This is a genomic window from Psychrobacter jeotgali (genome assembly GCF_904846315.1).
GTDB classification, from domain to species: Bacteria; Pseudomonadota; Gammaproteobacteria; order Pseudomonadales; family Moraxellaceae; genus Psychrobacter; species Psychrobacter jeotgali.
This window is the reverse complement of the sequence record NZ_CAJHAF010000001.1, coordinates 786477-811874: the sequence shown is the minus strand read 5'-3', so window position 1 is coordinate 811874 and position 25398 is coordinate 786477. Positions and strand designations below refer to the sequence as shown.

Below are 25398 nucleotides of genomic sequence, written 5' to 3'. Positions count from 1 at the left end.
TGGATTTTATGGTTTATTTTCTTCAAAACTATTACAGAGTTGAATGGTTTTTTGAGCATCATCAGCTTTTATTGTAGGCCCGATGGGCAAACTTAAAACTTCTTCATGTATTTTTTCAGTAATAGGATAGCTAAGCTCATTCCACTCTTTATAAGCTTGCTGCTGATGTGGCGGGATTGGGTAATGAATCAAAGTTTGAATACCATGATCTGCTAAATGTTTCTGCAATGCCTCTCTTTGTTCACAACGAATCACAAATACATGCCATACATGTGCACTGTCTTGGGTCTTAGTTGGCAGTATTATCGCTGGATTTTTTATACCATCAAGATATAAATCAGCTATCTTGCGGCGATGCGTAATCTCTGTATCAAGATGGCTCAATTTTACACTGAGCATGGCCGCTTGAATTTCATCTAAACGACTGTTTACGCCTTGCATAATATTTTTATATTTTTCGTGTGAGCCATAGTTACGTAGCGCTCGTATTATACTAGCCAACTCATCGTCATTAGTCGTAATCGCTCCCGCATCGCCCAATGCACCTAAGTTTTTGCCCGGATAAAAACTAAAACCGGCAGCATCACCCCAGTTGCCTGCTTTTTTGCCCTCTAATATAGCGCCATGTGCCTGGGCCGCATCTTCGAGTACTAGCAAATTGTGACGCTGAGCAATATCCATAATAGCTGGCATATCTGCTAATTGACCATATAGATGGACAGGTAGTATGGCTTTGGTTTTGTCTGTAATCGCAGATTCGATATGACTAGGATCTACATTATAGCTGTTTAGGTCAGGCTCAACTAATATAGGCACTAGATTATTGGCACTAATCGCTAGAATGCTGGCAATATATGTATTAGCAGGTACGATAACTTCATCGCCCTTCTTCAGCTTACCCATCTCAGCCCAAGCTCTTAAGGTCAATATTAAAGCATCTAAACCATTAGCAACCCCTATAGCGTGCTTGGTACCGCAATAGCTTGCAAATTCCTTTTCAAACGCTTCAAGCTCACGCCCATTGATATACCAGCCTGAATCAATAACTCGGGTTGCAGCGGTTATAAGCTCATCACGGTATTGAGCATTAATCGCCTTAAGATCTAGAAACGAGATCATATCTATACATATCCTTTAATAAAAGCTGGATTACCTACCATAATTGCATTTTCTGGAACATTTTTAGTGACTACTGCTCCAGCACCTACTATTGCATTTTTTCCAATGGAAATACCGGGTAAAATAGTAGCATTAGCGCCAATGCTTGCTCCTTCTTCTACAACCGTTTTTGGAAACTCATCTAGGTACTGTTTTGAGCGTGGTTTCTTATCATTAGTAAAAGTGACACAAGGACCAATAAACACATTGTCTTTTAAAGTAACACCGTCCCACACATAGACGCCCGATTTGACCGTAACGTTATTTCCGATTACGACATCATTTTCAATCAAAGTATGCGCACAAATATTACAGTTATCTCCAATGATAGCTTTGGGAAAAATCACACTATACTGCCAGACTTTAGTTTTTTGTCCTATAGTGGTTGACATAACATCAGATAATGGGTGTATGAAAGGCTTATTAGTTTCTTCAATAAACTCATCATAATCGCGAATATAGTCACTTTCATCATAGTGCTCGCTTGCCAGTACTAACAGCACGCAATCTTCACTAAAGTCATGCATCTCGCGCCAGACTAAATCTTTTATTAATACTCCTTTAGTAGGAGAATCTAATATGAACTCCTCACGCCTGCTGCCATCGTCAAGGATCATACGACAGCTGCCAGTCACGCAAACGGCTACTTGTTTTAGATCACGATGCGCATGAAACCCACGTGCGACACCTGGCTGAGTACCAAAAATATAGTACACGCGCTTGATAGCAAAAGGTACCGTCTTTTCTCCCTCTAACGCTACTAAAGAGCCACGCTCATCGCCTAATGGCGGAAAGTGAGCCCATTGTATTAAACTCATAAACTTTCTTCTACCAAAGATATTAGATATTGGCCGTAAATATTCTTACTCATAGACTGCCCAATCTCTAGCAGCTGCTGCTTCGTCAGCCAGCCGTTGTTGTAGGCAATCTCCTCGAGACAGGCAATCTTATAACCTTGACGTTTCTCTATGGTTTCGACAAACATTCCAGCTTCGAGCAGACTCTCATGAGTACCGGTATCGAGCCATGCAAAGCCGCGACCTAGCAGTTCTACATTAAGATCGCCGCGTTCCATATATTTTTGATTAACGGTAGTAATCTCAAGTTCACCACGCTCTGACGGTTTAACTTGTTTAGCAATTTCTATCACATCATTGTCATAAAAATATAAACCTGTAACGGCATAAGTAGATTTCGGTTTAGCAGGTTTCTCCTCTATAGAGATTGCGCGTTTATGGTCATCAAATTCAACCACGCCAAAGCGCTCAGGATCTCGGACTTGATAGCCAAGTACAGTCGCTCCACTTTTGCGATTAACTGCTTGGCGTAATAGCGACGTAAATCCTTGGCCATAGAATATGTTATCGCCAAGTACAAGGCAGACATTACTATCGCCGATAAAGTCCTCTCCAATGATAAAGGCTTGCGCTAGACCATCGGGACTCGGCTGGATGGCATACTCTAGATGAATTCCAAACTGGGAACCATCACCAAGCAAGCGCTCAAAGCCGTCGATATCTTCAGGGGTGCTGATGATAAGGACGTCTTTTATACCGGCAAGCATGAGCACGGATAAAGGATAATAAACCATTGGTTTATCATAAATAGGCAGCAGCTGTTTAGAGACCCCTTTGGTGATGGGATAAAGACGTGTCCCTGAACCACCCGCTAAGATAATACCTTTCGTATTCATTTATTTACCTGCTCCTAATCTTTGGCGTTGATAACTGCCATCTTGTACGCGGCGGCACCAGTCTAAATTATTGAGATACCACTTAACCGTTTTACGAATACCACTCTCAAAGCTCTCTGTAGGTGTCCAGCCCAGCTCCTTTTCAATCTTGCTGGCATCGATAGCGTAACGCAGGTCGTGACCGGGGCGGTCTTTTACAAAGGTAATGAGGGTTTGGTAAGGCTGATGATTCGCTTGCGGCTGGAGCTCATCCAATATTTGGCAGATGGTTTTGACCACTTCGATGTTTTGTTTCTCATTATGCCCACCGATGTTATAGGTCTCGTCTATTTGTCCCTCGGTGACGACTTTATATAATGCCCTCGCATGGTCTTCGACATAGAGCCAATCACGAATCTGGTCACCTTTACCGTAGATGGGTAATGGTTTGCCTTCTAGGGCGTTTAAGATCACGAGTGGAATGAGCTTTTCAGGGAAGTGATACGGGCCATAGTTGTTGGAGCAGTTGGTAATGATGGTCGGCAAGCCATAAGTGCGCTGCCAAGCACGAACTAAATGGTCAGAGCTGGCTTTGGAAGCTGAATAAGGGGAGCTTGGGGCGTAAGAGGTGGTCTCAGTAAATAGATCGGCGGTGCCTTCTAGGTCGCCATAGACTTCATCGGTTGAGATATGATGGAAACGAAACTCAGATTTTTCTTTTTTATCAAGATTCTGCCAGTAGTGACGCGCCGCTTCTAATAAGGTATAGGTGCCGACAATATTGGTATGAATAAATTCAGCAGGGCCGTCAATAGAACGATCCACGTGTGACTCTGCGGCAAGGTGCATGATAAGATTAGGACGAAAGCTGTCAAAGGCGTGTTGTATGGCCTCTGCGTCACAAATGTCGATTTGCTCGAATTGATATCGTGGACTTTGATCGATGTCTTTAAGGGATTCTAGATTACCAGCGTAAGTCAGTTTATCTATATTTAAAACGTCATCGTTGGTATTTTTTATTATATGGCGGATAACCGCAGATCCGATAAAACCTGCGCCGCCTGTTATTAATATTTTCATAAAAACCTGTTTCAACTTAAGACTTATAGTGATTTATTTAGTAAATTAACATAAATAATTCTATATTAAATCTTAGCCTAATAATACTAGCAACTTAGTAATTAATAAAAAGCTAAGACCTATTTATGGCCTTAGCTTTTTATTTTAATAACAACCAGTCATTATTATATCATAAACCAACTTTAATCGATAAAACTTAACCAATCCATATACTTGTCATTACGCCCATGGATCACATCAAAGTACAAGGTTTGCAGCTGTTCAGTCAGTTCACCACGGCCGCCATTACCAATTTTGCGATCATCATATTCTCGAATTGGCGTGACCTCAGCTGCCGTACCGGTCATAAAGATCTCATCTGCTAAGTAAAACTCGTCGCGGGTGATACGACGCTCAGTCACCTTAATCCCTAGATCTTCTGCAAACTGGATGATGGTACGACGAGTAATACCATCGAGCGCTCCGCCGCCTAAATCTGGGGTATGTAGCTCACCATTCTTGACCAAGAACAAGTTCTCGCCTGCACCTTGGCAGACATAGCCTTGCGGATCCATCAAGATGGCCTCATCGTAGCCGTTACGCGTGACCTCTTGATTGGCCATAATCGAGACGGGATAATTACTCGAGGCTTTAGCTTTACACATAGTGACGTTAGTCATGTGGTGGGTAAATGAAGAGGTTTTTACCCGAATACCGTTTTTGATACCTTCTTCGCCCAAATAGGCACCCCAATGCCAAGCAGCTACCATCGCATTAATACTATTGTCGTGTGATGATAGTCCTAGTTTTTCAGCGCCTACCCAAATGAGTGGACGAATATACGCTTCTTCTAAATTGTTTTGCTTAACCACATCTTTATGCGCTTGCTCAAGCGTTGCTGCATCAAAAGGCACTTCCATCTGAAAGATCTTTGCAGATCCCAGCAAGCGCTCAGTATGCTCTTTTAGGCGAAAAATAGCGGTACGTTTGTCAGCCGTTTGATACGCACGCACCCCTTCAAATACCGCCATACCATAATGCAAGCTATGGGTCAGTACGTGAACCTTGGCATCAGGCTGCTCAATCATCTCACCATTCATCCAAAGTTTGCCATCTTGTGTTGCCATGTTCATTTAATAATCCTTAGGTTAGTGTCGCCGACTAACTTGCTTGTTTTAAATAATAACATCTCAAAAAATAAAGCAGCTAAATCGATACTATTTAACATTGATACTATTTAACTCATAAAGTTACTAGCAGCATTTATACTGTCTTATTTAATCACTCTATTTTTAGAAATGAGTTCGGTTTTATAAAAGTGTTGTGATTATATCATCGGCAGAGCTGATAAATGAAATCTTTTAGTTGGTGATGGCATGGCTTTTGTTTATGCTATTTTTATAGCTAATTATTAAATCCAGTATGTTTAGCTTACTCTTTCTCACTAGGCTCAACGCCCATTAGATGCTGCCATTGATTTTGCACCAACGTTCGGGTCTCTAGCCATAAGGCTTCATCGACCAATAACGATTGTTCTGACAAGGCCAGTTGATGAGTTGCCGCACGAATGCGCAAATAGGCATCAGTCAAATCTTGACAAACTTGCTCCTCCCAAATGCCAAGTAACGCCACTTCTTCAAAGATACGGACGTTATCGCTCCATTTGGTCAAACTTGGATATTCATGTGAGTAAGCTAAAACTGCAAATTGTGCTAGAAACTCAATATCGACAATACCACCGGCGTCTTGTTTAAGATGAAACTTACCTTCGCGCTGTTGCCATTGGCTGGTACCTAAGTGCCTCTGCATTTTGATACGCATACTGGTCACTTCTGTACGGACTTGCTCAAGCGTACGCGGTAACGCTAATACCGTACGCCTAATATCACAAAAACGTGCCGTTACTCGTCTATCACCGCAAATGGCTCGTGCCCGCACCAGTGCTTGATGCTCCCATGACCACGCTTTTTCGCGCTGATAAGTCTCAAAAGCATTGCAAGAAACTACCATCATGCCAGCATTACCTGAGGGGCGCAGACGCATATCAATCTCATAAGCACGCCCATCACGAGTTTGAGTGTTGAGATAGGTCATCAGCTTTTGTGCCAAACGTGCCGCAAACTTCATACCACTGACTGAAGTCTCACCGGTGGTCATACCGCGCTCTTTTATCTTATGCAAAAACACCAAGTCCAAATCAGAGGAATAGGATAACTCAAGCCCGCCAAGCTTACCATAACCAATAATAGCAAAACCGCAGTCTGCTTCGGTGACCGGATCGCCATCTTGACCAATGGGGTAACCATAACGCTTAACTAATTCTGCAAAAGCCCGTTCAAGTGCAGCTTCTAATACTACCGCTGCAATATAAGTAAGCGAATCAGAGACTTTCATAATCGGACGCTCAGCCAACACATCGCTGGCAGCAACAGCTAATACTTGGTTCTTTTTAAACAGTCTGAGAACGCTAAGTAACTCCTCTTCATCGCCAGGCTCTACCCGCAGTAATTGTTGACGCAGGATATCTCGCAGCTCAAGCTTATCCGGCAGATGACGATAATGTTGCTGCAAGAAGGTATCCAATAGAACTGGATAACGTGCCAGCTCATTGGCAATCCACGGACTGGCCGATAACATAGGAATCAGCTCGACCGTTGCATTAGGATTCTCGGCAATCATAACCAGGTATATCGAACGTCGGCAAATAGCTTCCAATAAATTAATCAGACGGGGTAAAGCAGTATTGGCAAGTTGCTGCTGCTCTTGATGAGCCAGTAGCGCATAAATTATCACCGGATAGGCTTCATCTAAACGGCTTTTGGCTTCATCGCTTAGATTAGCAACCATTTTTGAGTCCCAAAAACGTTGGAGCTGCCCTCTATTATCTTCAGTTAAAATCTGATCTAATTGATTAATCTGCTCGTCAATATCTGCAGGTTCAAGCGTAGCATCTTCTTGATCTGGCACTTGTCGCTCGGTAACCATGCGCTCAAAGGGTACGCTGACATTATGACGATGCTGATTCAGGGTGTCTAATAAAGCGGCCCAATCGGTAAATCCAAGCGTAATAGCTAGATTGCGCTGCCATTGCTCATCGTGCGGCAAGCGCTGGGTCTGTTGATCATTAATAGCCTGAATGCCATGCTCAAGCCGGCGCAGAAACCGATAGGCAGCTTGCAATTGCTCATAAGTTGAGCGATCGATATAAGTAAGCTCATATAGCGCCTGCATAGCTTGCAGGCAAGCTTTAACCTGTAGCTGCGGATGACGACCCCCATAAATCAGCTGAAAAGCTTGGACAATGAACTCGATATCACGAATACCACCAGCGCCAAGTTTGATGTTATCCAAATCCTCACGCTGCGCCACTTGGTTTTGGATCAAGGATTTCATTTCACGTAGCGCAGAAAAGGCACTATAGTCCACATAATAGCGAAAGACAAAAGGCTTGATAAGCGCCTGCAAATTATCATAAAAGGTGGGGTCGATTTGCCCGACTACCCTAGCCTTTAACCAAGCAAAACGCTCCCATGCCCGGCCATGTTTAGCAAAATACTTTTGTAAGGCGGACAGATGAATGGCTAAATCACTGCCATCACCCCAAGGACGCAGCCGCATATCGACTCGAAACACAAAACCATCTGCGGTACTATTATCCAGTAATTTGATAATACCTTGACCTAAACGCGCCATAAAACGTTTGTTATCGATGCTGCGAGTGCCTTTTGATTTATCGCCATCAGTCTCCCCGCGCGCTTGATGGACGAATATCAAGTCAATATCGCTGGAGAGATTAAGCTCATGAGCGCCAAGCTTGCCCATTGCCATAATAGCCATATCATCTATTTGCTTGATACCCTTATCATCAATAAAAGTCGGCTGACCATAACGGGTGATCAGCTGCTGATAAGTGTAATCTTTGGCAAATAAAATACAGCCGTCAGCAAATTCGGACAGCTCATCAGTCAATTGCTCAAGCTCAATGACTCCTAGCGCATCCTGCCAAATCCAGCGCATCATCAGTAGCATGCGCAAATGCCGTAGACCACTCATCACCTTGGTTTCAATCGCCAACTGATAGTTCTCATCCAAGGTATAATCTTGAATCAAATCATCAATCTGCTGCCGAGTTAGCGTCTGGTCTAAAGGATAACTACGCAAAAAAGTTTGGCACGAAATCATACGATTCTCCCAAACTTGATAAGCGAACTCACTAGCCGTTCGTAACACCTCCAATTGCTCAGAGGTCGGTTGGTAAGCCAAATTATTTGAGGGACTAGATGACATAAATGATGACATAAAGCAAAAAAATCCTTAAATTACTTTTGGAAACGCTAGTTGTGTTTGATTCAGACAGCTTTATGGTAGCATGAATAACTCAACTCTTAACGAACAACCATTTTAAGAAGCTTCACATGAATAATAAAAATACAAAAAAACAAAATAAAGAAATCGTACTGGCTGAACATCCTTCAGGCGTGCCAACAACAGATACTTTTCAAATAAACGATATCGATATGCCGCCATCTGCTGCGCTTGAAGATAATGAAGTATTGATAAAAAGCATTTATGTCTCAGTTGATCCGGGCATGCGCGGCTTTATGGATAAAGGTGAAGATGATGCCGCTGGTAATAAATACGAGCTAAATCAACCCATTACCAGTAGAAGTGTGGCACAGATTATTGATAGTAATGATAATAGCCTCTTTAAAAAAGGTGATATTGTTCATGGTCGTTTTAAATGGCAAAAATATCAAATCGTGAGTACAGATGACATCGAGAAGGTAGATCCTGAGCTTGCCCCTATTTCTACTGCTGTTAGCATGTTAGGCATACCGGGGCTAGCAGCATACTTTGGTATATTTAAAATCGGACAAATTAAGCAAGGTGAGACCGTTGTAGTCTCAGGCGCTGCAGGCTCGGTTGGCAGCATGGCTTCTCAAATTGCCAAAATCACAGGCTGCAAAGTTGTCGGTATTGCAGGCTCTCCTGAGAAAATTGACTATCTAGAAAATGACTTAGGCCTCGATAAAGGTGTCAACTATAAGCAGACTGAAGATATGCAAGCAGCAATAAAAGCAGCTTGCCCTAATGGCGTTGATGTTTTCTTTGATAATGTTGGCGGAGCATTGTTTGATGCGGTATTTGCTAATATTAACAGACAGGGGCGCATTGCCATTTGTGGACAAATTGCAGAATACAATGAGGATAATCCTCCAAAAGGTCCTAGACCTATGCATACTTTGATTAAGAAAAGTGCACGGATGGAAGGGTTTGTGGTTTATGATTTTAGCGATGAGTTTGATGACGCCAAAAAGCAAATGGCAGAGTGGTATAATAACGGCCAATTAATATATAAAGAGAACCTTATCGAAGGCTTTGAGAATATTCCTGCGGCTTTTATAGGACTATTTGAAGGCGAAAATATCGGTAAGCAGATGGTCAAAGTTGCCGATATTAATGAGTGATAAAACTGATAACCCTTTATATTAATTTAGAACAACCTATTTTAAAAACTGCTTACTAAGAAGATGTATTTATGAGCCTCACTCCCTTACTATTGATAACCAAAGATCCAAGCCATCCGCTGGCTCATCTAGGGCTACGCTATGCCCACTCCTTACTTGCACAATTAGCCCAGCAAGACCCTAAGCAACCACCCAATAGGAAAACAGCGATAGCAAACACCGATGAGGCTGATGATAAACCGCTCTTAAATATCTTTTTTTATGCCGATGCGGCCCACATAGCCAATCGTCTGCGCTGGCAATCCGCTGAGCAAACTAACCTGACTAAAGAGTGGCAGGCACTAGCAGAGCAATATCAGCTCACCCTACCGGTCTGCGTCAGTACGGCGCTTAGCCGCGGTATTAGTGATTCTGAAAATAGCAATCGTCATCAGCTAGAGGGCGAAAATCTAGCGGCTGGTTTCAAGCTCGTAGGACTTAGCGAGCTTGCCATGATGCTGCAAGACAACTGCCGATTGATTCAATTTTAGAGCTGAATAGAATAGCTAAAAGGAGCATTTATGAAACTATTGATTCAGCTGCGCACCGCTACTGAGATGGCAAGCTATGAAGGCTGCGCGCTGGCTTTAACGCTGGCGACCTTTGGTCACGAGGTGCAGCTTTATTTAGATGCACCTGTATTTGGGTTACTCATGCAGCCAAAATCGCGCTTGCACGGTATGATTCAATCGCTTGAATTATATGACATGCCGCCAGCTTGGCTACCAGAAGATGTCTTTAGTGGCTGGCTCACCGGTATGCTACCCAATGACTTAGTTGCGCAGTTAACGCTAGTGCCAGAAGTTATTGATACACAAGAATTTGAGCAAGTGCTCACTTTTTAAATTCTATAATCAAAAAATTACTGACTATCAGCCTTAATATTTATTTGGATTTTTTATGGCAACTTTATACCAATTACATAGCACCATGGATAGGCTTAGAAGCAGCACGACACAGATGGCGTTAACATGGCAGGCAGGAGATAGCATTATCCTACTGGGTACTACCGTCGCTTTTATAGAATGGCTTAAGGCTTATTTGGATGAAAGTGATATCGACGGTATCTCAGGCATTTACGCCTTGGCTGATGATATAGCGAATCTTAGCGAAAACACCAGTAGAAAGTTAAGTTTAGAGACTAAATTGACCGGTATTTTAACTGATGATGAATGGGTGACTATGACTCAAGATTCTCAGTTCGATAAAGTAGTCACGGTTTGTTTGTAAATGATGTGAGAGTTGTTATGAGGAAAGGTTTTCTATGAATAAAGAGATAGCGCTAGATCAAGACGGCCACCTTTGTGATTATACGATTTGGACTACTGATATTGCTCAACAACTTGCTGATAGTTTGGATGTCGAGTTAAATGCCGAACATTTACAGATCTTGCAGCAAGTGCGAGCATTTTTTGACAAATTTAACCATCCACCTGCTACTCGTCCGCTCATTAAATGGCTACAGCAAACCTTGCCTGAGCACGATATTAGCAATCAAAAACTTCAGCAAATTTTTAATACTGGATTGGTTGCTCGTCATGTTAACCGTCTCGCTGGCTTACCCAAACCGCCAAATTGTTTATAATTATAAGAAGCTATTTTGGATCATAAACGCTCAAGGTCTCATAACCGGTACTACGACCAGTATCTCCGTTAAAACCCAACTGACGCCAGACCTCATATAAACATATTGCCACGCTATTAGACAGGTTCAGGCTGCGTGAGTCCGGTAGCATAGGCAATCTAAGCCAATTATCTGCGCCAATATCTGCACGTATATCATCGGCGAGTCCTGCGGTTTCAGAACCAAAAACTAGTGCTACATTTATATTTTGCTTATCTTTTAACTGCCCTTGAAAGTCATAATCATAAAACGGTTGGCTAAGTTTCGTGGTCAGAGCCGTAATAGAGCGACAGTCTGCTTTAAGCAGAGCCTGTTTGGCTGTACTCCAATTATCATGTACCTGTAATTCAGCATACTCATGATAGTCCAACCCTGCCCGGCGCAGTTTCTTATCATCCAGCTCAAAGCCTAAAGGTTTAACCAGATGTAACTGCGCTCCCGTATTAGCGCACAGACGAATAATATTACCGGTATTACTAGGCATTTTAGGGGCGACTAACACGATATGAATGGTCATAATACTTCCATAGGAGAAAAATGCTCATTATAAATCAATAAGCGAGTACGTAGTTATTTAACGTTGAGGTAAAACGCTTGGCTGATTACGTAATCAAAAGTTACAGTTTATGATTAATAATTACATTTTGATACTGGGCATCGATTTTAACTTTCTCTATCATAGCCGTAATGGATACAAACACAATTTAGTAATGTTAGAAAAACACTACTTAAAAAGCACTATTTAGAATTAATAGATTCAGATAGCCTAGATTTAATCAGTGTTTATATAAGATTACGTTTTTGCAGTTCCATCTTAGTTATTGACAAACAATATCTAAATGGATTGTCCAGATTTCATTCTTTTTGGAGGAATTTACCATGAAAAAAGTAATTATCGCATCTTTAACCGCTATGTTCGTATTAACAGGTTGCAACACCTTTAAAGGTTTTGGTCAAGACGTAAACAGAGCTGGCGAAGGTATTTCTGATGGCGCTGAAAGCGTTCAAAGAAAAATCTAAGCTTTAACGTTTAAGTTTTCAAATCTAAGTTTTCAAGTCTAAGTTTCATCAATTAATTTTATGAGGAGTTTACTATGAAAAAAGTAATTATCGCATCTCTTACTGCTATGTTTGTATTAACCGGTTGCAACACGTTTAGAGGTTTAGGCCAAGACGTATCCAGCGCTGGTGATGCTGTTACTGGCGGCGCGCAAAACGTACAAGAGAAAATCTAAGTTTTCTTACCTTAGATTAGTATTAAAAAGGCTTACCATTTGGTAAGCCTTTTTTATTAGCTACTCTTAACCTTGATAATCAATCCACTTGCCAGCAAAATATCACGATCTCTCGTTATAAAAACTCTCGTAATATTTGATTAAGATATCGCTTTCCTAGGGCAGTCGGTTGTAGCTTATTTTGGCTATCTTCTAATAAGCCTTTATCGATCAGATTATTCACTTGTTCAGCGATAGTTGCAAAATTAAGACCAGTGCGCGCCTCAAACATCGACCACGCTACCCCATCATGTAAGCGTAACGCATTAAGCATAAATTCGCTGACTAACTCATCAGCGGCAATCACTTGCCAGCCTACCATTTTCGGGGCACCTTCATAAGTCATATAGTCTTTTGGCAGCCGTGATTTACTAAAGCGGTAAATCCCGTTATCCTTTGATAACTGATCATTTTTTAAAAATGGTAAGTTTTCTTCGCTAAGCTTAGCGTGGTCAATACTGACTTTGCCATGAGCACCAGCGCCAATTGCCAAGTAATCACCGAATTGCCAGTAATTTACATTGTGACGACAAGGGCTATCCTCTGCGCCCGCCCAAGCTGACACTTCATAATTATCATAGCCTAACCCTTGTAATAAAGTCTGCCCCGCCTCTTCGATATCGGCTAAATTATCCTCATCAGGCAACACTGGCTGATTACGGTAAAACACCGTATTAGGCTCAATCGTTAATTGGTACCAAGAAATATGGGTCGCCCCAGCATCATGGGCCCTTTGAATATCATATAACGCTTCATTGAGGCTTTGCTGAGGTAAGCCATGCATCAGATCAACATTGACGCGCTCAAATCCTGCCTTACGCGCCGCCTGAATGGCAGAAAATGCTTGCTCAGGATTATGAATACGCCCAAGAGTGGTAAGCTTATCCGCAGCAAAAGTTTGCACCCCTATGGATAAGCGATTGATACCTACCTGCAAGTATTCAGCGAAAGGCGCATGCTCAAGCGTACCCGGATTGGCTTCCATAGTAATTTCAATGTCCGCAGCAAAATCAAAACATTGCCGCAAGCCGGCAAATAAACGCTGATACTGGGCAATAGGCAGTAATGATGGTGTACCGCCGCCGATAAATATCGAACGAATCTGTCGACCTTGAGTTAGGGGTTGCTGCAGATGTGCGTCAGCCAACAAAGCATCGACGTAGTGCTCATACATCGATAATGGACTGTCTACGGATAACTCATGCGAATTAAAATCGCAATAAGGACACTTTTTTACGCACCACGGAATATGAATATACAGCGCTAGCGGAATGCTAGTCACCGCTATAATAGCAGGATTGGAACAAGCAGATTTAGACATAAATAGTTTTACTTATAAAAATGGCGGTACTTACAAAAACCAAGCTAGAATAACGGCTTCATTATCAAAATGAAAGCTTGGTCGTCTGTTAAGACTCGATATAGTGAGTTCAATATAAAAACGATACAGCGAGACTGGGATATATTTTTTAACTAACAAAAGTATCAACGAACACTCATAGCCAAATCATGAGCTGGTAGGCAAAATAGGTAAAACATTAAAAAAGAGGCAAACATGGCTTATTGGTTAATGAAGTCCAATCCAAAATTCTTTGGTATTAATGATTTGCAGCGTTTAGGAACCGAGTGTTGGGATGGAGTACGTAATTATCGTGCCCGTAACTTTATGCGTGATGACATGCAAGTTGGTGATAAGGTAATTTTTTATCATTCGAGCGCTAATCCATCCGGAGCGGCTGGCATAATGACTATCACTAAAGCCGGCTACCCCGACCCCACCCAGTTCCATCCTGAACATCGTCATTATGATCCAATAGCTACTGAGGATGAGCCGCGCTGGTATATGGTTGATGTCACTTTTGAATGCGCATTTATAGAGACCGTACCTTTATCAGCTCTCAAGTTTATACCGGCTCTTGAAGATTCATTATTACTTAGAAAAGGCTGTCAGCAATTAACCGTTATTCCGCTTGAACCCAAACACTGGCAAGCTATTATTGATATGGCTAAAAATCTGGAATTACTACCAGATAGCTATACAAACTCTTAATTTAATAACCCTAGCTATTAGCTAACTAAACAACCTACTGCTAAAGCGTTGACAATATTATCACGCTTTATTACTATTCTATCTTCTTTTGACCTGTCAATTTATACTCTGAATTGACGGGTTATTTTTATTTTAGGATGGCTGTTTTAATCATACTACGCTGTTGATCAGCTCATGGTTCCATACTTAAGGGTCTATGCTTATAAGCGTTATCGGAGTATGATTGCCTGCATGATTTTATCCTAACATTTTAACATCTCTTTTGTGTTTTATTAGTGCTCTGCCACTACTGATTGATGGTTTTATCTAATATCAATCGTGAACACCGTAAATAATGACAAGTTGCTAACCATGGTTTTGCCAATATCCTTTGCAGATTTTAAAAGCTATAGCTTACGTCTAGGCGTGCTAGCGCTACCTATTTTAATTACTCAGTTTTGCCAAGCCGCTCTCGGTGTGGTTGACGCCATTATGGCAGGTCAAGTTTCAGCACTCGATTTAGCAGCAGTAGCTGTTGGCTCAGGTATTTGGTTGCCCTTATTTTTATTGGCAACGGGTATCTTGATTGCTACCACCCCGTTAATTGGTGAAGCGGTCGGCCAAAATAAATACGATCAAGTACCGCATATTACCCAGCAGTCGATATGGACGGCAGGTGTTATAGGTATCTTGGGCTTTATTATAGTAAGCTTAATGCCCAATGTGTTGGGTCTTATGGGCGTTCCTGCAGATATTCAGCCTATAGCGACTATGTACTTACGAGCGGTAGCGTTTGGCTTTCCCGCCATTGCTGTCTATGCGGTACTACGTAGCTATTGCGAAGCCCTTGGACGACCAGAGCCTGTAACCGTCATCAGTATTATAGGCCTGCTAGCAGACATTCCTTTGAACTATATTTTCATCCATGGGCTATTTGGTATGCCAGAGCTCGGCGGTGCGGGCTGCGGTGTGGCAACGGCAATAGTACTTTGGATTAACGTCTTGCTATTAGGCACTTATACCACCTTTAGTAAGCGTCAACAGTTTGCCAGCACCCGCTTCTTTTATAGCTTCACCAGACCCAACCGTGCGCAAATCACCAAGCTTTTAAAACTTGGCATTCCCATTGGTATCTCAATATTTTTTGAGGCCAGTCTATTTAGTTTAGGCGCACTGGTTATCAGTCCTTTGGGTGCTTTGGCAACCGCCTCCCACCAAGTCGCTTTATCTGTCACTTCACAGCTGTTTATGATACCCATATCCGTCGCAATGGCGCTGACTATTATGATATCTAATCGATTTGGAGAAAAGAACTTACTGGCTCTACGGCACGTACAAACCACTGGGCTCATTTGGACAGTACTGATTGCGCTGACCAGTATGCTTGGTATTTGGCTATTTAGACCGCAGTTGGCAGCCGCTTTTACTGACAATCCTGAGGTAAGAGCTCAAGCTATGCATTTACTGATTTTTGCCTTGGCTTATCAGCTATTTGATGGTTGGCAGGTCAATATTGCCGGTATCCTACGCGGTATGCAAGACACTACTGTACCGATGTGGGTAACGCTATTTTGTTATTGGCTGGTCGCTTTACCGCTCGGTATTTATTTAGTACGTTTCACTGATATAGGCGCCCAAGGATTTTGGATGGCGCTTATTACAGGCTTATTCTTATCTTCAATTTTGCTCACATTAAGACTCCGTTATCAGCAAAAACGTTTGACTGCAAAATGGGCTTAATCAAATATGACTTAGATATAATAGTTTTTAGGTAAGATTGCTGCGATCTGATAGGCAAAGTTACATCACTTTTGCTTTTAGAAATTTAATTTATTTTAACGGTTGATAGATAAAATCCGCCCTTTCTTACGGATAGGCTATTATATGATAAGAATATGTAAAAAAAATCAGTTAACAACTGTACATTGATTGCTCATTCCGTTGAATATAGGTATCATTAGTAATCACTAATACAATATTTTGTTACACTATTTATTTCTTAAATTCTAGAAAAAGGCCACAATGAAATTATGGATATTGAAAAGATACGCACGCTAATCGCCCTCATGGAAGAAAAAGATTTGGTCAATTTGGAAGTTACTTCAAAAAACGACCACGTTAGCTTAACTCGCCATTATGATGCTCCTGCTCCTACTATGATGACCGCTCCTGCGGCTGGTAACGCTCCTGTAGCAGCAGAAGCTAAAACCAATATAAAAGCAGGTAGTGTCGAAACATCACCAATGGTTGGTGTTTTTTATTCTGCACCAAGTCCTAATGATCCTCCATTTGTTAAAGTAGGACAAAAAGTACAAGCAGGTGATACGCTCGGCATTATTGAAGCAATGAAAATTATGAACCCACTTGAAGCTACTCAAAGTGGGGTTATTGATGAGATATTAGTCGACAACTCTGAGGTCGTACAGTTTGGTCAACCGGTTATACGCTACAAAGCCTAACGGATTTTGCCATACTTTACTTAGTTACTATTTAGTTGCTATTGATCGCTCTCATTCCTTGGGCTGTCTACTTTAATAATATGACAGTCCATTATGATGATAGAGATGATCTGTACTACTCTAACAAGGACGACCCCATGATCAAAAAACTGCTCATTGCCAATCGAGGTGAGATTGCCCTACGTATCGTACGCGCTTGCAAAGCGCTTGGTATTGAAACGGTTGGTGTTTATTCTACTGCCGATGCCAATTTGATGCATCTGCGCTTTGTTGACGAGGCTATTTGTATTGGTCAGCCAAACGCTAACCAGAGCTACCTAGATATCAATACTATCTTGACCGCTGCGGAGATTTGCGGTGCTGATGCCATTCATCCCGGTTATGGCTTTTTAGCTGAAAACGCTGAATTTGCTGAGCGTGTTGAAGAAGCAGGATTGACTTTCGTTGGTCCCAATGCGGATCATATTCGCCTGATGGGCAATAAAGTCTCAGCTATCAATGCTATGAAAAAAGCAGGCGTACCGACAGTACCCGGCTCAGTAGGAGCGGTAACGCTACACAATGCTGAAGAGCAAGCACGTAATATTGGTTTTCCACTATTGATTAAAGCGGCATCGGGTGGCGGTGGTCGTGGTATGCGTGTCGTCGAGCGCTTTGACGAACTCATTGGTCAAGTGCAGTCAGCCAAACAAGAAGCTGAGCTTTGGTTTGGTGATGACACCGTTTATATGGAGCGTTACTTACAGAACCCACGCCACGTTGAGATTCAAGTATTAGGTGATGGTAATGGTAATGCTATCCACCTTTTTGATCGGGACTGCTCGCTACAGCGTCGTCACCAAAAAGTACTAGAAGAAGCTCCTGCCCCTGATATCCCTGACGATGTACGCGAGCCTATTTTGAAGGCATGTGTTAAAGCGTGTGAATTGGTACAATATCGCGGTGCTGGTACTTTTGAATTCTTATTTGAGAATAATGAGTTCTTCTTCATTGAGATGAATACTCGCATACAGGTCGAGCATCCGGTCACTGAGATGATTACTGGTATTGACGTGGTGGTTGAACAATTAAAAATTGCCGCCGGTTACGGCCTATCCTATCGTCAAAGCGATATCGAGATTCAAGGCCATGCTATTGAATGTCGTATCAATGCTGAGGATCCAACAACTTTTGTTCCATCACCGGGTACGGTATCTCAACTCTTCGCTCCTAGTGGCGCTGGAGTACGCTTTGATTCCCACCTATATCCTGGATATGAGATACCCAGCTATTATGATTCATTAATTGGCAAGCTCATTTGTCATGGTCAGACTCGTCAACAAGCCATTTCAAAGACTTTGCATGCCCTTGACGAGCTGGTTATTGAAGGTATCAAAACCAATATACCTCTGCATCGTGATGTGATTTTAGCAGATGAGAGTTTTGTTAAGGAAGCTCAAAACATTCATTATCTCGAAGAAGAACTACTCAAATCGCAAAAGACTAAAACAGCGACTTAACTGGCGCCTCCTTTAATTTAGTTATCACTATAAAATAAAAAACCGCTATTCAATAAAATAGCGGTTTTGCTTATGGTTTTGCTTATAAAGTATCTAAGTATCAGAGCTTAAGTATTAGAGCTATGGCAAAACTCTATGAAAATTCACAAAACACTCTTCACCTTCGGGGTCGGCACACCACTGCATTTTATTACCTTCATGCTTCAAAAATGCCATTAAGATCTCTCCACTTTGATCCACTTGGTTGCCTGAACAATCTATCTCATTATTATCATAAATCGTTTTGATAGCAATAATCGGTAAGCCTTTTTCAAGATGAGTGATCAAATAATGTCCGTAAGTCCACTCTTTATCACTAACCGTCCATAATTGATTGTCAGATCCAAAATTATAAAGCTCACGGCATTGATCAGACTGAGCAGCCGATGCCGTAATACTCTGTTTACTATTAGCAACGTTATTAATATTAGTATTAGGTTTAACTTTAACGATACGGCGCTCATTTTGCTCAATAACACCGCCTTCTGTACCGGCAACTACCCTAGGTTCGGTACTTTCTGTATTGCTATCGCTCCTCATCGCTATAGAGTCCATCACAGATGAGCCCTTATCGCTATCAGCTGAAAGCTCACTGTCCAAATCGATCTCCCACTGCCCGACAATAGCGGGGCTAATATGGGTGGTAATAACCGCTTGGCTGGTTGGCTGGGTATTTTCATTGTTAGCAGGGAGCGAGGCTAAAATAGAGGCTAACGTAAATGAAGCAATTGAAACAGGTTCCATAACTAACCTTTTTAATAATAATGAGAGGTAATGTTAGCCTTAGCGTAAGTCTTAAAGCAGTAAAACACAAGTAACATTATGCTATTGATAGCTACATATTAGCTTAACACGTCATCTTGTGACGCTTTGATTCAAGTATAAAAAATAACGCCATGCTTCCAGCTACTGTAGAGCTTTTAGGCATGGCATTATAGTTTTTAGTTATCAGATATAAATTAAGTCATTTATCAGAGCTAATCTATATGCAAGTTAGACCACTACTTTGCTAAATTTATTTAGCCAAAATTACTTATGCTGCTGTAGTGCTTGGTGCCTGTGCAAAAGCGGATAAGGCTCCTTTTAACATCGCTGATACGGTGCTGCTACAGGTTCCAATACCTGAATACACCTCTCCATCGACATTTAATTGGATATAAGCCGCTGCATTAGCATTAGTTTTATTATCACTGTTGGTATCATCATCTATACCATCCATACTGTTATGCTGAGGATTGATAGCGTGCTCAGCATAGTTAATGATATGTAAAGACTTACCAGTGTGCTGAGCCAACCCATCAATAAATGAAGACAGTGGACCATTACCAGTTCCAGCAATAGTAATCACTTCCTCATTCATTCGTACTTGACCATCAAAGTAAACTTCGCCGCCTTTATTATTAACACTATAGTCAAGCAGTTCAAAATTGCCTTGCTTTAAGTAGGTATCTTCAAAGGTTTGCAAGATTTCATCATTTTGTAATTCACGGGCGACCGATTCAGCTTGTTGTTGTACCACCCGGCTAAAGTCAATCTGCATCCAACGCGGTAAGTTAAAGCCGTAATTGCGCTGCAAGATATAAGCGACGCCGCCTTTACCAGATTGGCTATTGATACGCACTACATCCTGATAGCTACGGCCGATGTGTGCCGGATCAATGGGCAAATAGGCCACATCCCAAACGTTATCAGTTTCGTCCTTATTTTTCTCATTGTAATCAAGCGACTTTTTAATAGCGTCTTGATGTGAGCCACTAAAGGCAGTGAATACCAATTCGCCCACATAAGGATGACGCGGATGGACAGGCAAATTATTGCATTCGCTAACCACTTGTACAATCTCGCTCATATTACTAAAATCAAGCTCAGGATCAACGCCTTGGCTAAATAAATTCATCGCCATGACCATGATATCCATATTACCGGTACGTTCACCATTACCCAGCAAAGTGCCTTCGATACGATCTGCGCCTGCAAGCACCCCAAGCTCAGCCGCAGCAACCGCGCAGCCACGATCATTATGAGTATGCAAGCTAATAGTCACATGCTCACGCTGGGCTAAATTACGGCAAAAATACTCTACTTGATCAGCGAAAATATTGGGCATTGAAGCCTCAACTGTCGCTGGCAAGTTGATAATAACGCCCTGTCCTTGTGCAGGTTGCCAAACCTCACAAACGGCGTCAGTAACTTCTACCGCATACTCGGTTTCGGTCTGACTAAAGCTCTCAGGCGAATATTGAAACACCCACTCGGTCTCAGGATATTTGGCAGCGTACTCTTTTAATAGCTTGGCACCGCTGATAGCAATCTCTTTAATCTCAGCCTTATCTTTGCCATAAACCTTTTCACGTTGTATGCGACTGGTTGAATTATAAACGTGGACGATGGCACGCTTAGCCCCTTTAAGAGACTCAAAAGTTCGGGCAATCAAATGTTCACGTGCTTGCACCAATACCTGCAAAGTAACATCGTCAGGCACCTGATTTTCTTCAATCAATTTACGAGCAAAATCAAACTCAACTTGTGCGGCTGATGGAAAGCCAATTTCAATCTCTTTAAAACCCACCTCAACCAAGGTCTTAAAAAAGCGGGTTTTTTGTTCAATGGTCATCGGATCGATAAGCGCTTGGTTACCATCTCGCAGATCTACACTTGCCCATATTGGCGCCTTTTCAATGGTTTTTCTGGGCCAAGTACGATCTGGCAATGAAGGTGCAAAAGCAAAGGGACGATACTTGTTGTAATCAAAAGCAGCGTGTTTTGGAGTAACTTTACGAGTGTTGGCAGTTTGTTGCGACATGTGACTGACCTTATTTACAGTAATTGAAAAAGTTCATGCCATTATAATAGCAAATTATAAGAAGTGAAAAGCAGCTTTATTTTATATAATTTGTCTTATTATTAGTGATTATCACCAATATTGAGTGTATTATTAGTTGTTAAATACATAATAGGGCTAAAACCATGGCAAACAGCAATAATACTGAAGCATTACCTTATGATATTGATGATATTGACAGACAATTACTGCGGCTTTTACAAACCGATGCCCGTATGAGCATTACTGAGCTCGCTGAAAAGGTCAACCTTTCTGCTACTCCCTGCGCCCGCCGGGTTAAGCGTTTGGAGGACAATGCCATTATAACAGGCTACCATACCCAAACCGACGCACAGAAATTGGGCTACCCTTTAGCGGTATTTATCGCTGTTAGCATGGATCGCCATACCGCTGAGCGCTTTGAGCAGTTTGAGCGTAAGGTACAAAGCTTTGATGAAGTCATCAGCTGTAGTATCGTCACTGGGCGCACTGAGGACTACTTAATCAAGGTTCGAGTGCGTGATATGGCCCATTATGAAGAGTTTTTATTACATAGACTCAACCGGATTGAAGGTGTGGCTCAAGTCCATACCAGTTTTGAGCTGCGAGAAGTGTTCAGCCGTAGTATGGTTTGAAAATTGAGAACAAGGATTGATAAAAACTTGAAAACAAAGCCTAAAAACAAGGCTCAAAAACTATGCCATTTGGATAAATTTAAACCATCAAACGGTTTGTTTAACTTGCCTACGAAATATGAATAATAAAACAACACCAACTAATAGCCCCATACCAGCAACGAACAAGCCTGCATTAAAATTATCATCTTTGCCAGCCAAGGCAACCGTGACTAGCGGACCTATAAATTGCCCCAAAGCATAAGCTAAAGTGGCCAAACCAATCAGCAGATTAGAATAAGCTGGATTCATATTTTTAATAATATTAAGGGTCATAGAAACCATACCAGCAAAGGTTAAGCCTAAAATGGCGGCATTGGCATACAAACCCAAAGCACCATCAAACCAAATGGGAGTGAACATCCCTACGGCTTGCAATAAAGTCAGTCCAATCAGCGTATTAATTTCGCCAATACGCTTCGCCAGCAAGCCCCAAACAGGGTTAAACAAGGTAACGAAAACCCCAACAATCAACCAAATAAGCAATCCAGCATAAGACTGCGTGCTCAAGCGCTGCACCGCCATAACCGGCAAAAAAGTCGCTGAGGTAATATAACCAAACCCTGCTAATACATAACTCGCCGCTAGCAGTGTAATGGCTTTAGTATTACCAATAACGGCTTCATATAAGGCACGTTTAAAATTAATATAAGTCTGTCGTAGAGATTGATACTGATGACTTGAAGTGAGTGAGCTTGATGGTGTAGGTCGTATGCCAAATAACAGCCATAACAATGGCAAGCTACTAATCCCAGCAACCAACCAAATCATATCGAAATGATAACCCAGAACCAGCAGTAACCAAGTTAGCAGAGCAGAAGCACTAATGCCCACGCCGATACCAGCATAGTGCAAGGTGGAGAGTACCGAGCGCCGTTTATCACTAAGGCTTTGTATGACCAGCGTTGAGCTTAAAATCATCGCAATGCCACTAGCAATACCTGCCAGCAGCCGGATGATATACCACAGTATTAATGACATATTAGGTATGGCGAGCAGCATAGTAGTGACTATGCTAACCGTGGTCCAAAAAACTAAAGTTTGCCAAGTGAGACGCTGCGGGACAAACATCGCTACCAAAGCGCCAATGAAATAGCCGATATAATTAATGGACGCCAGCCAACCTGCAACCGTAGTCGACAAAGTCAGCTGCATCATAATATCTGGTAGGGTCGCCGTGAAGAGAAACCGGCCATAGCCCATCACCACTGCCAAACAATACAGCCCTATCAAGGCTATAGCGGTTTCATTAGTGATGGTAAATGTTCTCCGGCTTTTAGGAGCAGTCATCATGACAGAGCCAATTTGTGGTCATCAGCACACAATCCTTTGTGTTTTTTTAAAAGTGCATCAACTAAATAGCGGTGGACTCTATAGCGGTGGGCTCACCCAATATAGCCACTCGGCTATCACTAAACATGTCCATATCAGGCGCAAGCGTGCGCATAAAACGATCAAAATATAACAGCTGCTTGGTTAATAAGGCAAAGTCGCGCGGGAAGTGAATACCATGACGCTTGCCTACATCGACAATCTCCAGCATCATCTGATTGAGCTCGTCAGCCTGCTCTTTATTATTAAAAGGGACACCACTGGTAATCTTGACATCCTCCGCCATAATCGTACGCATCATACGCTGCAAATCGTCTGCAAGGGCATCCGCATCGACTTGACTGCGTCCATGGGTCATCTCCATATCGATCATATAGTGCGCCATGTTTTGATAGTCATTATCCTGCAAGGCTTGCATCATACCCATACAGGCGCGCCAACTCTCAGCTTTGAGTTTACCGACAATACCAAAATCAATAAAACCAATGCGGCCATCGGTGAGTAGCATTAAGTTGCCAGCGTGCAAATCGGCATGGAAGCTGTTAGATAGCATCAAACTTGCAAACCAAGTATTCAACGTATCGGCCATCACTTGCGCCGGATCACTACAGTATTGACGCATCGCTACCTCATCAATCATAGAAACCCCGCGTAAGCGGCTCATGGTCAGTACACGTTTGGTTGTCAAGTCATCATAAACCTTGGGAGCGACCACGCGCGTGTTACCCGACATTGCCAAGAACTGCTGAAAATCTCGGATATTTTGCGCCTCAGCGATAAAGTCCGTTTCAGCCAACATCCTTAAGCGAATCTCATCGATAATCGGCGCTATACTAGCAAACTTCATCGAGGGCATGATGATCTCGAGCAACTTAGTGACGCCGTGTAGCACGCCTAAGTCGGTCTGCATAATAGTCTCGACATTAGGTTTTTGTACCTTTAATACCACTTCATCACCATTGTGCAAACGCGCGGCATGCACCTGAGCGATAGACGCCGATGCCAAAGGCTTAGGCTCAATATGAGCAAACTTATCAGACAAGCTCTGACCATCCGTCGTTAGCTCCTCCCTTAACACTTGCTCAATATAATCAAAGGGTAATGGCGTGGTCTGATCCAAACAATCCTGAAACGCTTCCACATAGTTGCGCGGAAACAACGAAGGCGTACTGGCAATAAACTGACCGATTTTGATATAAGTCGTCCCTAACTGCTCAAAGGTCTCTTTTAACAACCTAGCATCGGGCTTTTCACCCTTAGCGACACGCAGCGCAGATAATCCGGCAATGCTTGCTGTTTGCCGAACTCTATTTACGACGTTAAAGCTATGTTTTAATAAATGCGGACGATGAATTTTCATAAATGACAACTGTTATAAATAGATAAAAAAAATAGATAAAAATTAAAACAAACACTAAGCGGCACAAATAGGACAGTCGCTATCTTGCCGATAGCCCATCAAGCGTTGTTGCATCTGCCTACCGTCCCACATTAATAGCTTGCCTGTCAGTGGATTTTTAGTTAAACCTAAATACTGTAAGGCAGCATTAGCTTGTAGATTGCCCATAATGGCAGTCGTGCTGGCTAGCACCCCTGAGTTGGCACAAGTGCGCTCATCAGTATCGCTATTATGCTCGCCAAATACACAGTAATAGCAGCCGGTATTCAATGCTGGTTCATATAAAGCCAGCTGACCTTGCATACCAATCGCCGAGGCTGACAATAGCGGAATCTGATAGCGCACACTGATGCGATTAATCATCGCACGGGTGGCAAAGTTATCAGTACAATCAAGTAGCAAGTCAGGCTTGCCCGCTGCCATATCCATTAATTCGTAAGCATTATCATCACTTAGCCGTGCAACCGTAGCCCGAGCTTCAATCATCGGATTAATTTCCTGCAACAGCTGCGCCGCCGTTTCAGCTTTGGGTTTGCCAATATCAGTAGGCAAAAATAGCGTTTGCCGCTGCAAATTACTCTCTTCGATGACATCATCATCGATGAGTAGCAATTGACCCAGACCCGCCCGCACCAAAGTCTCAGAGGCTGGACAACCCAGCCCGCCGGCCCCAATCATAACGATACGCGAGGATTTTAAGCGCAGCTGTGCGTCGACATCCCAGCCCTCAAGCAGGACTTGGCGCGCATAACGCAGTAGCTCGTCATCGTTAAGCGTTTGGCTATCTATTGAGACAGCTATCGAAGCTTTGTTTATTGAAGGTTGGACGTCTGTTGACGATGTCATAGTTAT

The 25398-nt window shown here is 42.4% G+C and carries 25 protein-coding genes; 12 read left to right on the top strand and 13 right to left on the bottom strand.

The genetic code is table 11. From position 1 onward, the window contains the following. Positions 1-6: 6 nt before the first annotated feature. The 6 genes from JMX18_RS03355 to glnE form a co-directional block, all read right to left on the bottom strand. Positions 7-1119 (bottom strand): DegT/DnrJ/EryC1/StrS family aminotransferase, encoded by a 1113-nt coding sequence (locus tag JMX18_RS03355; protein WP_201584126.1) that lies wholly within the window; start codon positions 1117-1119, stop codon positions 7-9. Between the two features lie 2 nt (positions 1120-1121). Further along, positions 1122-1976, bottom strand: a complete 855-nt coding sequence (locus tag JMX18_RS03350) for a WxcM-like domain-containing protein (RefSeq protein WP_201584115.1) — start codon at positions 1974-1976, stop codon at positions 1122-1124. Continuing rightward, positions 1973-2851, bottom strand: a complete 879-nt coding sequence (gene rfbA / locus JMX18_RS03345; RefSeq protein ID WP_201584102.1) for a glucose-1-phosphate thymidylyltransferase RfbA — start codon at positions 2849-2851, stop codon at positions 1973-1975. Before rfbA ends, JMX18_RS03350 begins: the two co-directional genes overlap by 4 nt. Next, positions 2852-3910, bottom strand: a complete 1059-nt coding sequence (gene rfbB / locus JMX18_RS03340) for a dTDP-glucose 4,6-dehydratase (protein ID WP_201584099.1) — start codon at positions 3908-3910, stop codon at positions 2852-2854. Positions 3911-4092: 182 nt separating this feature from the next. Next, positions 4093-5022, bottom strand: a complete 930-nt coding sequence (locus tag JMX18_RS03335; protein WP_201584096.1) for a branched-chain amino acid transaminase — start codon at positions 5020-5022, stop codon at positions 4093-4095. Positions 5023-5320: 298 nt separating this feature from the next. Next, entirely contained in the window at positions 5321-8188 is a 2868-nt protein-coding gene (glnE, locus tag JMX18_RS03330; protein WP_227674544.1) for a bifunctional [glutamate--ammonia ligase]-adenylyl-L-tyrosine phosphorylase/[glutamate--ammonia-ligase] adenylyltransferase, read from the bottom strand. A 116-nt stretch (positions 8189-8304) separates the two neighbouring features. Here glnE and JMX18_RS03325 point away from each other — a divergent pair, with 116 nt between their 5' ends. From JMX18_RS03325 to JMX18_RS03305, 5 genes are all read left to right on the top strand, one after another. Next, a complete protein-coding gene (locus JMX18_RS03325) occupies positions 8305-9357 on the top strand; it encodes an NADP-dependent oxidoreductase (RefSeq protein WP_201584093.1) in 1053 nt (350 codons plus the stop codon). 71 nt (positions 9358-9428) lie between these two features. Then, a complete protein-coding gene (tusD, locus tag JMX18_RS03320; protein WP_201584077.1) occupies positions 9429-9887 on the top strand; it encodes a sulfurtransferase complex subunit TusD in 459 nt (152 codons plus the stop codon). Positions 9888-9917: 30 nt separating this feature from the next. Further along, the gene (locus JMX18_RS03315; protein ID WP_201584060.1) at positions 9918-10241 is read left to right on the top strand and encodes a hypothetical protein; all 324 of its coding nucleotides are present in this window, start codon (positions 9918-9920) and stop codon (positions 10239-10241) included. Between the two features lie 55 nt (positions 10242-10296). Continuing rightward, the gene (locus tag JMX18_RS03310; protein WP_201584057.1) at positions 10297-10626 is read left to right on the top strand and encodes a hypothetical protein; all 330 of its coding nucleotides are present in this window, start codon (positions 10297-10299) and stop codon (positions 10624-10626) included. A gap of 34 nt (positions 10627-10660) precedes the next feature. Continuing rightward, positions 10661-10981: a TusE/DsrC/DsvC family sulfur relay protein gene (locus JMX18_RS03305; protein WP_201584055.1), complete on the top strand. Its 321-nt coding sequence runs from the start codon at positions 10661-10663 to the stop codon at positions 10979-10981. A 10-nt stretch (positions 10982-10991) separates the two neighbouring features. Here the strand turns inward: JMX18_RS03305 and JMX18_RS03300 are convergent, their stop codons facing one another. Beyond that, positions 10992-11537, bottom strand: coding sequence for a tRNA (cytidine(34)-2'-O)-methyltransferase (locus JMX18_RS03300; protein ID WP_201584052.1), 546 nt, complete (start codon positions 11535-11537; stop codon positions 10992-10994). A gap of 362 nt (positions 11538-11899) precedes the next feature. Between JMX18_RS03300 and JMX18_RS03295 the strand changes: the two genes are divergently transcribed. Then, positions 11900-12040 carry an entericidin A/B family lipoprotein gene (locus JMX18_RS03295; RefSeq protein WP_201584049.1) on the top strand — a complete coding sequence of 47 codons (141 nt, stop codon included), beginning with the start codon at positions 11900-11902 and terminating at the stop codon, positions 12038-12040. Between the two features lie 74 nt (positions 12041-12114). Beyond that, entirely contained in the window at positions 12115-12255 is a 141-nt protein-coding gene (locus tag JMX18_RS03290) for an entericidin A/B family lipoprotein (RefSeq protein ID WP_201584046.1), read from the top strand. A 115-nt stretch (positions 12256-12370) separates the two neighbouring features. Here JMX18_RS03290 and hemW read toward each other — a convergent pair whose 3' ends face one another. After that, positions 12371-13615 (bottom strand): radical SAM family heme chaperone HemW, encoded by a 1245-nt coding sequence (gene hemW, locus JMX18_RS03285; RefSeq protein ID WP_201584042.1) that lies wholly within the window; start codon positions 13613-13615, stop codon positions 12371-12373. A gap of 234 nt (positions 13616-13849) precedes the next feature. On the opposite strand from hemW, the gene JMX18_RS03280 reads away from it, so the two are divergent. From JMX18_RS03280 to accC, 4 genes are all read left to right on the top strand, one after another. Beyond that, complete coding sequence (locus tag JMX18_RS03280; protein ID WP_201584024.1) at positions 13850-14344, top strand: EVE domain-containing protein; 495 nt, start codon at positions 13850-13852, stop codon at positions 14342-14344. A 351-nt stretch (positions 14345-14695) separates the two neighbouring features. Further along, complete coding sequence (locus JMX18_RS03275; RefSeq protein ID WP_201588197.1) at positions 14696-16063, top strand: MATE family efflux transporter; 1368 nt, start codon at positions 14696-14698, stop codon at positions 16061-16063. A 290-nt stretch (positions 16064-16353) separates the two neighbouring features. Next, positions 16354-16782, top strand: a complete 429-nt coding sequence (gene accB / locus JMX18_RS03270; protein WP_201584021.1) for an acetyl-CoA carboxylase biotin carboxyl carrier protein — start codon at positions 16354-16356, stop codon at positions 16780-16782. A 137-nt stretch (positions 16783-16919) separates the two neighbouring features. After that, positions 16920-18281: an acetyl-CoA carboxylase biotin carboxylase subunit gene (gene accC, locus JMX18_RS03265; RefSeq protein WP_201584018.1), complete on the top strand. Its 1362-nt coding sequence runs from the start codon at positions 16920-16922 to the stop codon at positions 18279-18281. A gap of 120 nt (positions 18282-18401) precedes the next feature. On the opposite strand, the gene JMX18_RS03260 is transcribed toward accC, so the two are convergent. Both JMX18_RS03260 and leuA read right to left on the bottom strand, forming a co-directional pair. Then, positions 18402-19064, bottom strand: a complete 663-nt coding sequence (locus tag JMX18_RS03260) for a hypothetical protein (protein WP_201584015.1) — start codon at positions 19062-19064, stop codon at positions 18402-18404. A 289-nt stretch (positions 19065-19353) separates the two neighbouring features. Further along, complete coding sequence (leuA, locus tag JMX18_RS03255) at positions 19354-21123, bottom strand: 2-isopropylmalate synthase (protein ID WP_201584012.1); 1770 nt, start codon at positions 21121-21123, stop codon at positions 19354-19356. A 164-nt stretch (positions 21124-21287) separates the two neighbouring features. On the opposite strand from leuA, the gene JMX18_RS03250 reads away from it, so the two are divergent. Beyond that, a complete protein-coding gene (locus JMX18_RS03250) occupies positions 21288-21776 on the top strand; it encodes an Lrp/AsnC family transcriptional regulator (RefSeq protein WP_201584009.1) in 489 nt (162 codons plus the stop codon). 87 nt (positions 21777-21863) lie between these two features. On the opposite strand, the gene JMX18_RS03245 is transcribed toward JMX18_RS03250, so the two are convergent. The 3 genes from JMX18_RS03245 to JMX18_RS03235 form a co-directional block, all read right to left on the bottom strand. Continuing rightward, positions 21864-23108 carry a YbfB/YjiJ family MFS transporter gene (locus tag JMX18_RS03245; protein WP_201584006.1) on the bottom strand — a complete coding sequence of 415 codons (1245 nt, stop codon included), beginning with the start codon at positions 23106-23108 and terminating at the stop codon, positions 21864-21866. 61 nt (positions 23109-23169) lie between these two features. After that, positions 23170-24507 (bottom strand): ABC1 kinase family protein, encoded by a 1338-nt coding sequence (locus JMX18_RS03240; RefSeq protein ID WP_201584003.1) that lies wholly within the window; start codon positions 24505-24507, stop codon positions 23170-23172. 54 nt (positions 24508-24561) lie between these two features. Next, complete coding sequence (locus JMX18_RS03235) at positions 24562-25392, bottom strand: HesA/MoeB/ThiF family protein (protein WP_201583992.1); 831 nt, start codon at positions 25390-25392, stop codon at positions 24562-24564. Between the last annotated feature and the right edge of the window lie 6 nt (positions 25393-25398).

Excerpts from the sequence above, each read along its gene's own strand:
- rfbA (WP_201584102.1), bottom strand. The coding sequence starts at position 2,851 with ATGAATACGAAAGGTATTATCTTAGCGGGTGGTTCAGGGACACGTCTT.
- JMX18_RS03310 (WP_201584057.1), top strand. The coding sequence starts at position 10,297 with ATGGCAACTTTATACCAATTACATAGCACCATGGATAGGCTTAGAAGC.
- JMX18_RS03275 (WP_201588197.1), top strand. The coding sequence starts at position 14,696 with ATGGTTTTGCCAATATCCTTTGCAGATTTTAAAAGCTATAGCTTACGT.
- JMX18_RS03325 (WP_201584093.1), top strand. The coding sequence starts at position 8,305 with ATGAATAATAAAAATACAAAAAAACAAAATAAAGAAATCGTACTGGCT.
- JMX18_RS03290 (WP_201584046.1), top strand. The coding sequence starts at position 12,115 with ATGAAAAAAGTAATTATCGCATCTCTTACTGCTATGTTTGTATTAACC.
- accB (WP_201584021.1), top strand. The coding sequence starts at position 16,354 with ATGGATATTGAAAAGATACGCACGCTAATCGCCCTCATGGAAGAAAAA.
- JMX18_RS03305 (WP_201584055.1), top strand. The coding sequence starts at position 10,661 with ATGAATAAAGAGATAGCGCTAGATCAAGACGGCCACCTTTGTGATTAT.
- hemW (WP_201584042.1), bottom strand. The coding sequence starts at position 13,615 with ATGTCTAAATCTGCTTGTTCCAATCCTGCTATTATAGCGGTGACTAGC.
- JMX18_RS03235 (WP_201583992.1), bottom strand. The coding sequence starts at position 25,392 with ATGACATCGTCAACAGACGTCCAACCTTCAATAAACAAAGCTTCGATA.
- JMX18_RS03315 (WP_201584060.1), top strand. The coding sequence starts at position 9,918 with ATGAAACTATTGATTCAGCTGCGCACCGCTACTGAGATGGCAAGCTAT.
- JMX18_RS03295 (WP_201584049.1), top strand. The coding sequence starts at position 11,900 with ATGAAAAAAGTAATTATCGCATCTTTAACCGCTATGTTCGTATTAACA.
- JMX18_RS03240 (WP_201584003.1), bottom strand. The coding sequence starts at position 24,507 with ATGAAAATTCATCGTCCGCATTTATTAAAACATAGCTTTAACGTCGTA.
- leuA (WP_201584012.1), bottom strand. The coding sequence starts at position 21,123 with ATGTCGCAACAAACTGCCAACACTCGTAAAGTTACTCCAAAACACGCT.
- accC (WP_201584018.1), top strand. The coding sequence starts at position 16,920 with ATGATCAAAAAACTGCTCATTGCCAATCGAGGTGAGATTGCCCTACGT.
- JMX18_RS03335 (WP_201584096.1), bottom strand. The coding sequence starts at position 5,022 with ATGAACATGGCAACACAAGATGGCAAACTTTGGATGAATGGTGAGATG.
- JMX18_RS03355 (WP_201584126.1), bottom strand. The coding sequence starts at position 1,119 with ATGATCTCGTTTCTAGATCTTAAGGCGATTAATGCTCAATACCGTGAT.
- JMX18_RS03350 (WP_201584115.1), bottom strand. The coding sequence starts at position 1,976 with ATGAGTTTAATACAATGGGCTCACTTTCCGCCATTAGGCGATGAGCGT.
- JMX18_RS03245 (WP_201584006.1), bottom strand. The coding sequence starts at position 23,108 with ATGATGACTGCTCCTAAAAGCCGGAGAACATTTACCATCACTAATGAA.
- JMX18_RS03280 (WP_201584024.1), top strand. The coding sequence starts at position 13,850 with ATGGCTTATTGGTTAATGAAGTCCAATCCAAAATTCTTTGGTATTAAT.
- JMX18_RS03250 (WP_201584009.1), top strand. The coding sequence starts at position 21,288 with ATGGCAAACAGCAATAATACTGAAGCATTACCTTATGATATTGATGAT.
- JMX18_RS03300 (WP_201584052.1), bottom strand. The coding sequence starts at position 11,537 with ATGACCATTCATATCGTGTTAGTCGCCCCTAAAATGCCTAGTAATACC.
- rfbB (WP_201584099.1), bottom strand. The coding sequence starts at position 3,910 with ATGAAAATATTAATAACAGGCGGCGCAGGTTTTATCGGATCTGCGGTT.
- glnE (WP_227674544.1), bottom strand. The coding sequence starts at position 8,188 with ATGTCATCATTTATGTCATCTAGTCCCTCAAATAATTTGGCTTACCAA.
- tusD (WP_201584077.1), top strand. The coding sequence starts at position 9,429 with ATGAGCCTCACTCCCTTACTATTGATAACCAAAGATCCAAGCCATCCG.
- JMX18_RS03260 (WP_201584015.1), bottom strand. The coding sequence starts at position 19,064 with ATGGAACCTGTTTCAATTGCTTCATTTACGTTAGCCTCTATTTTAGCC.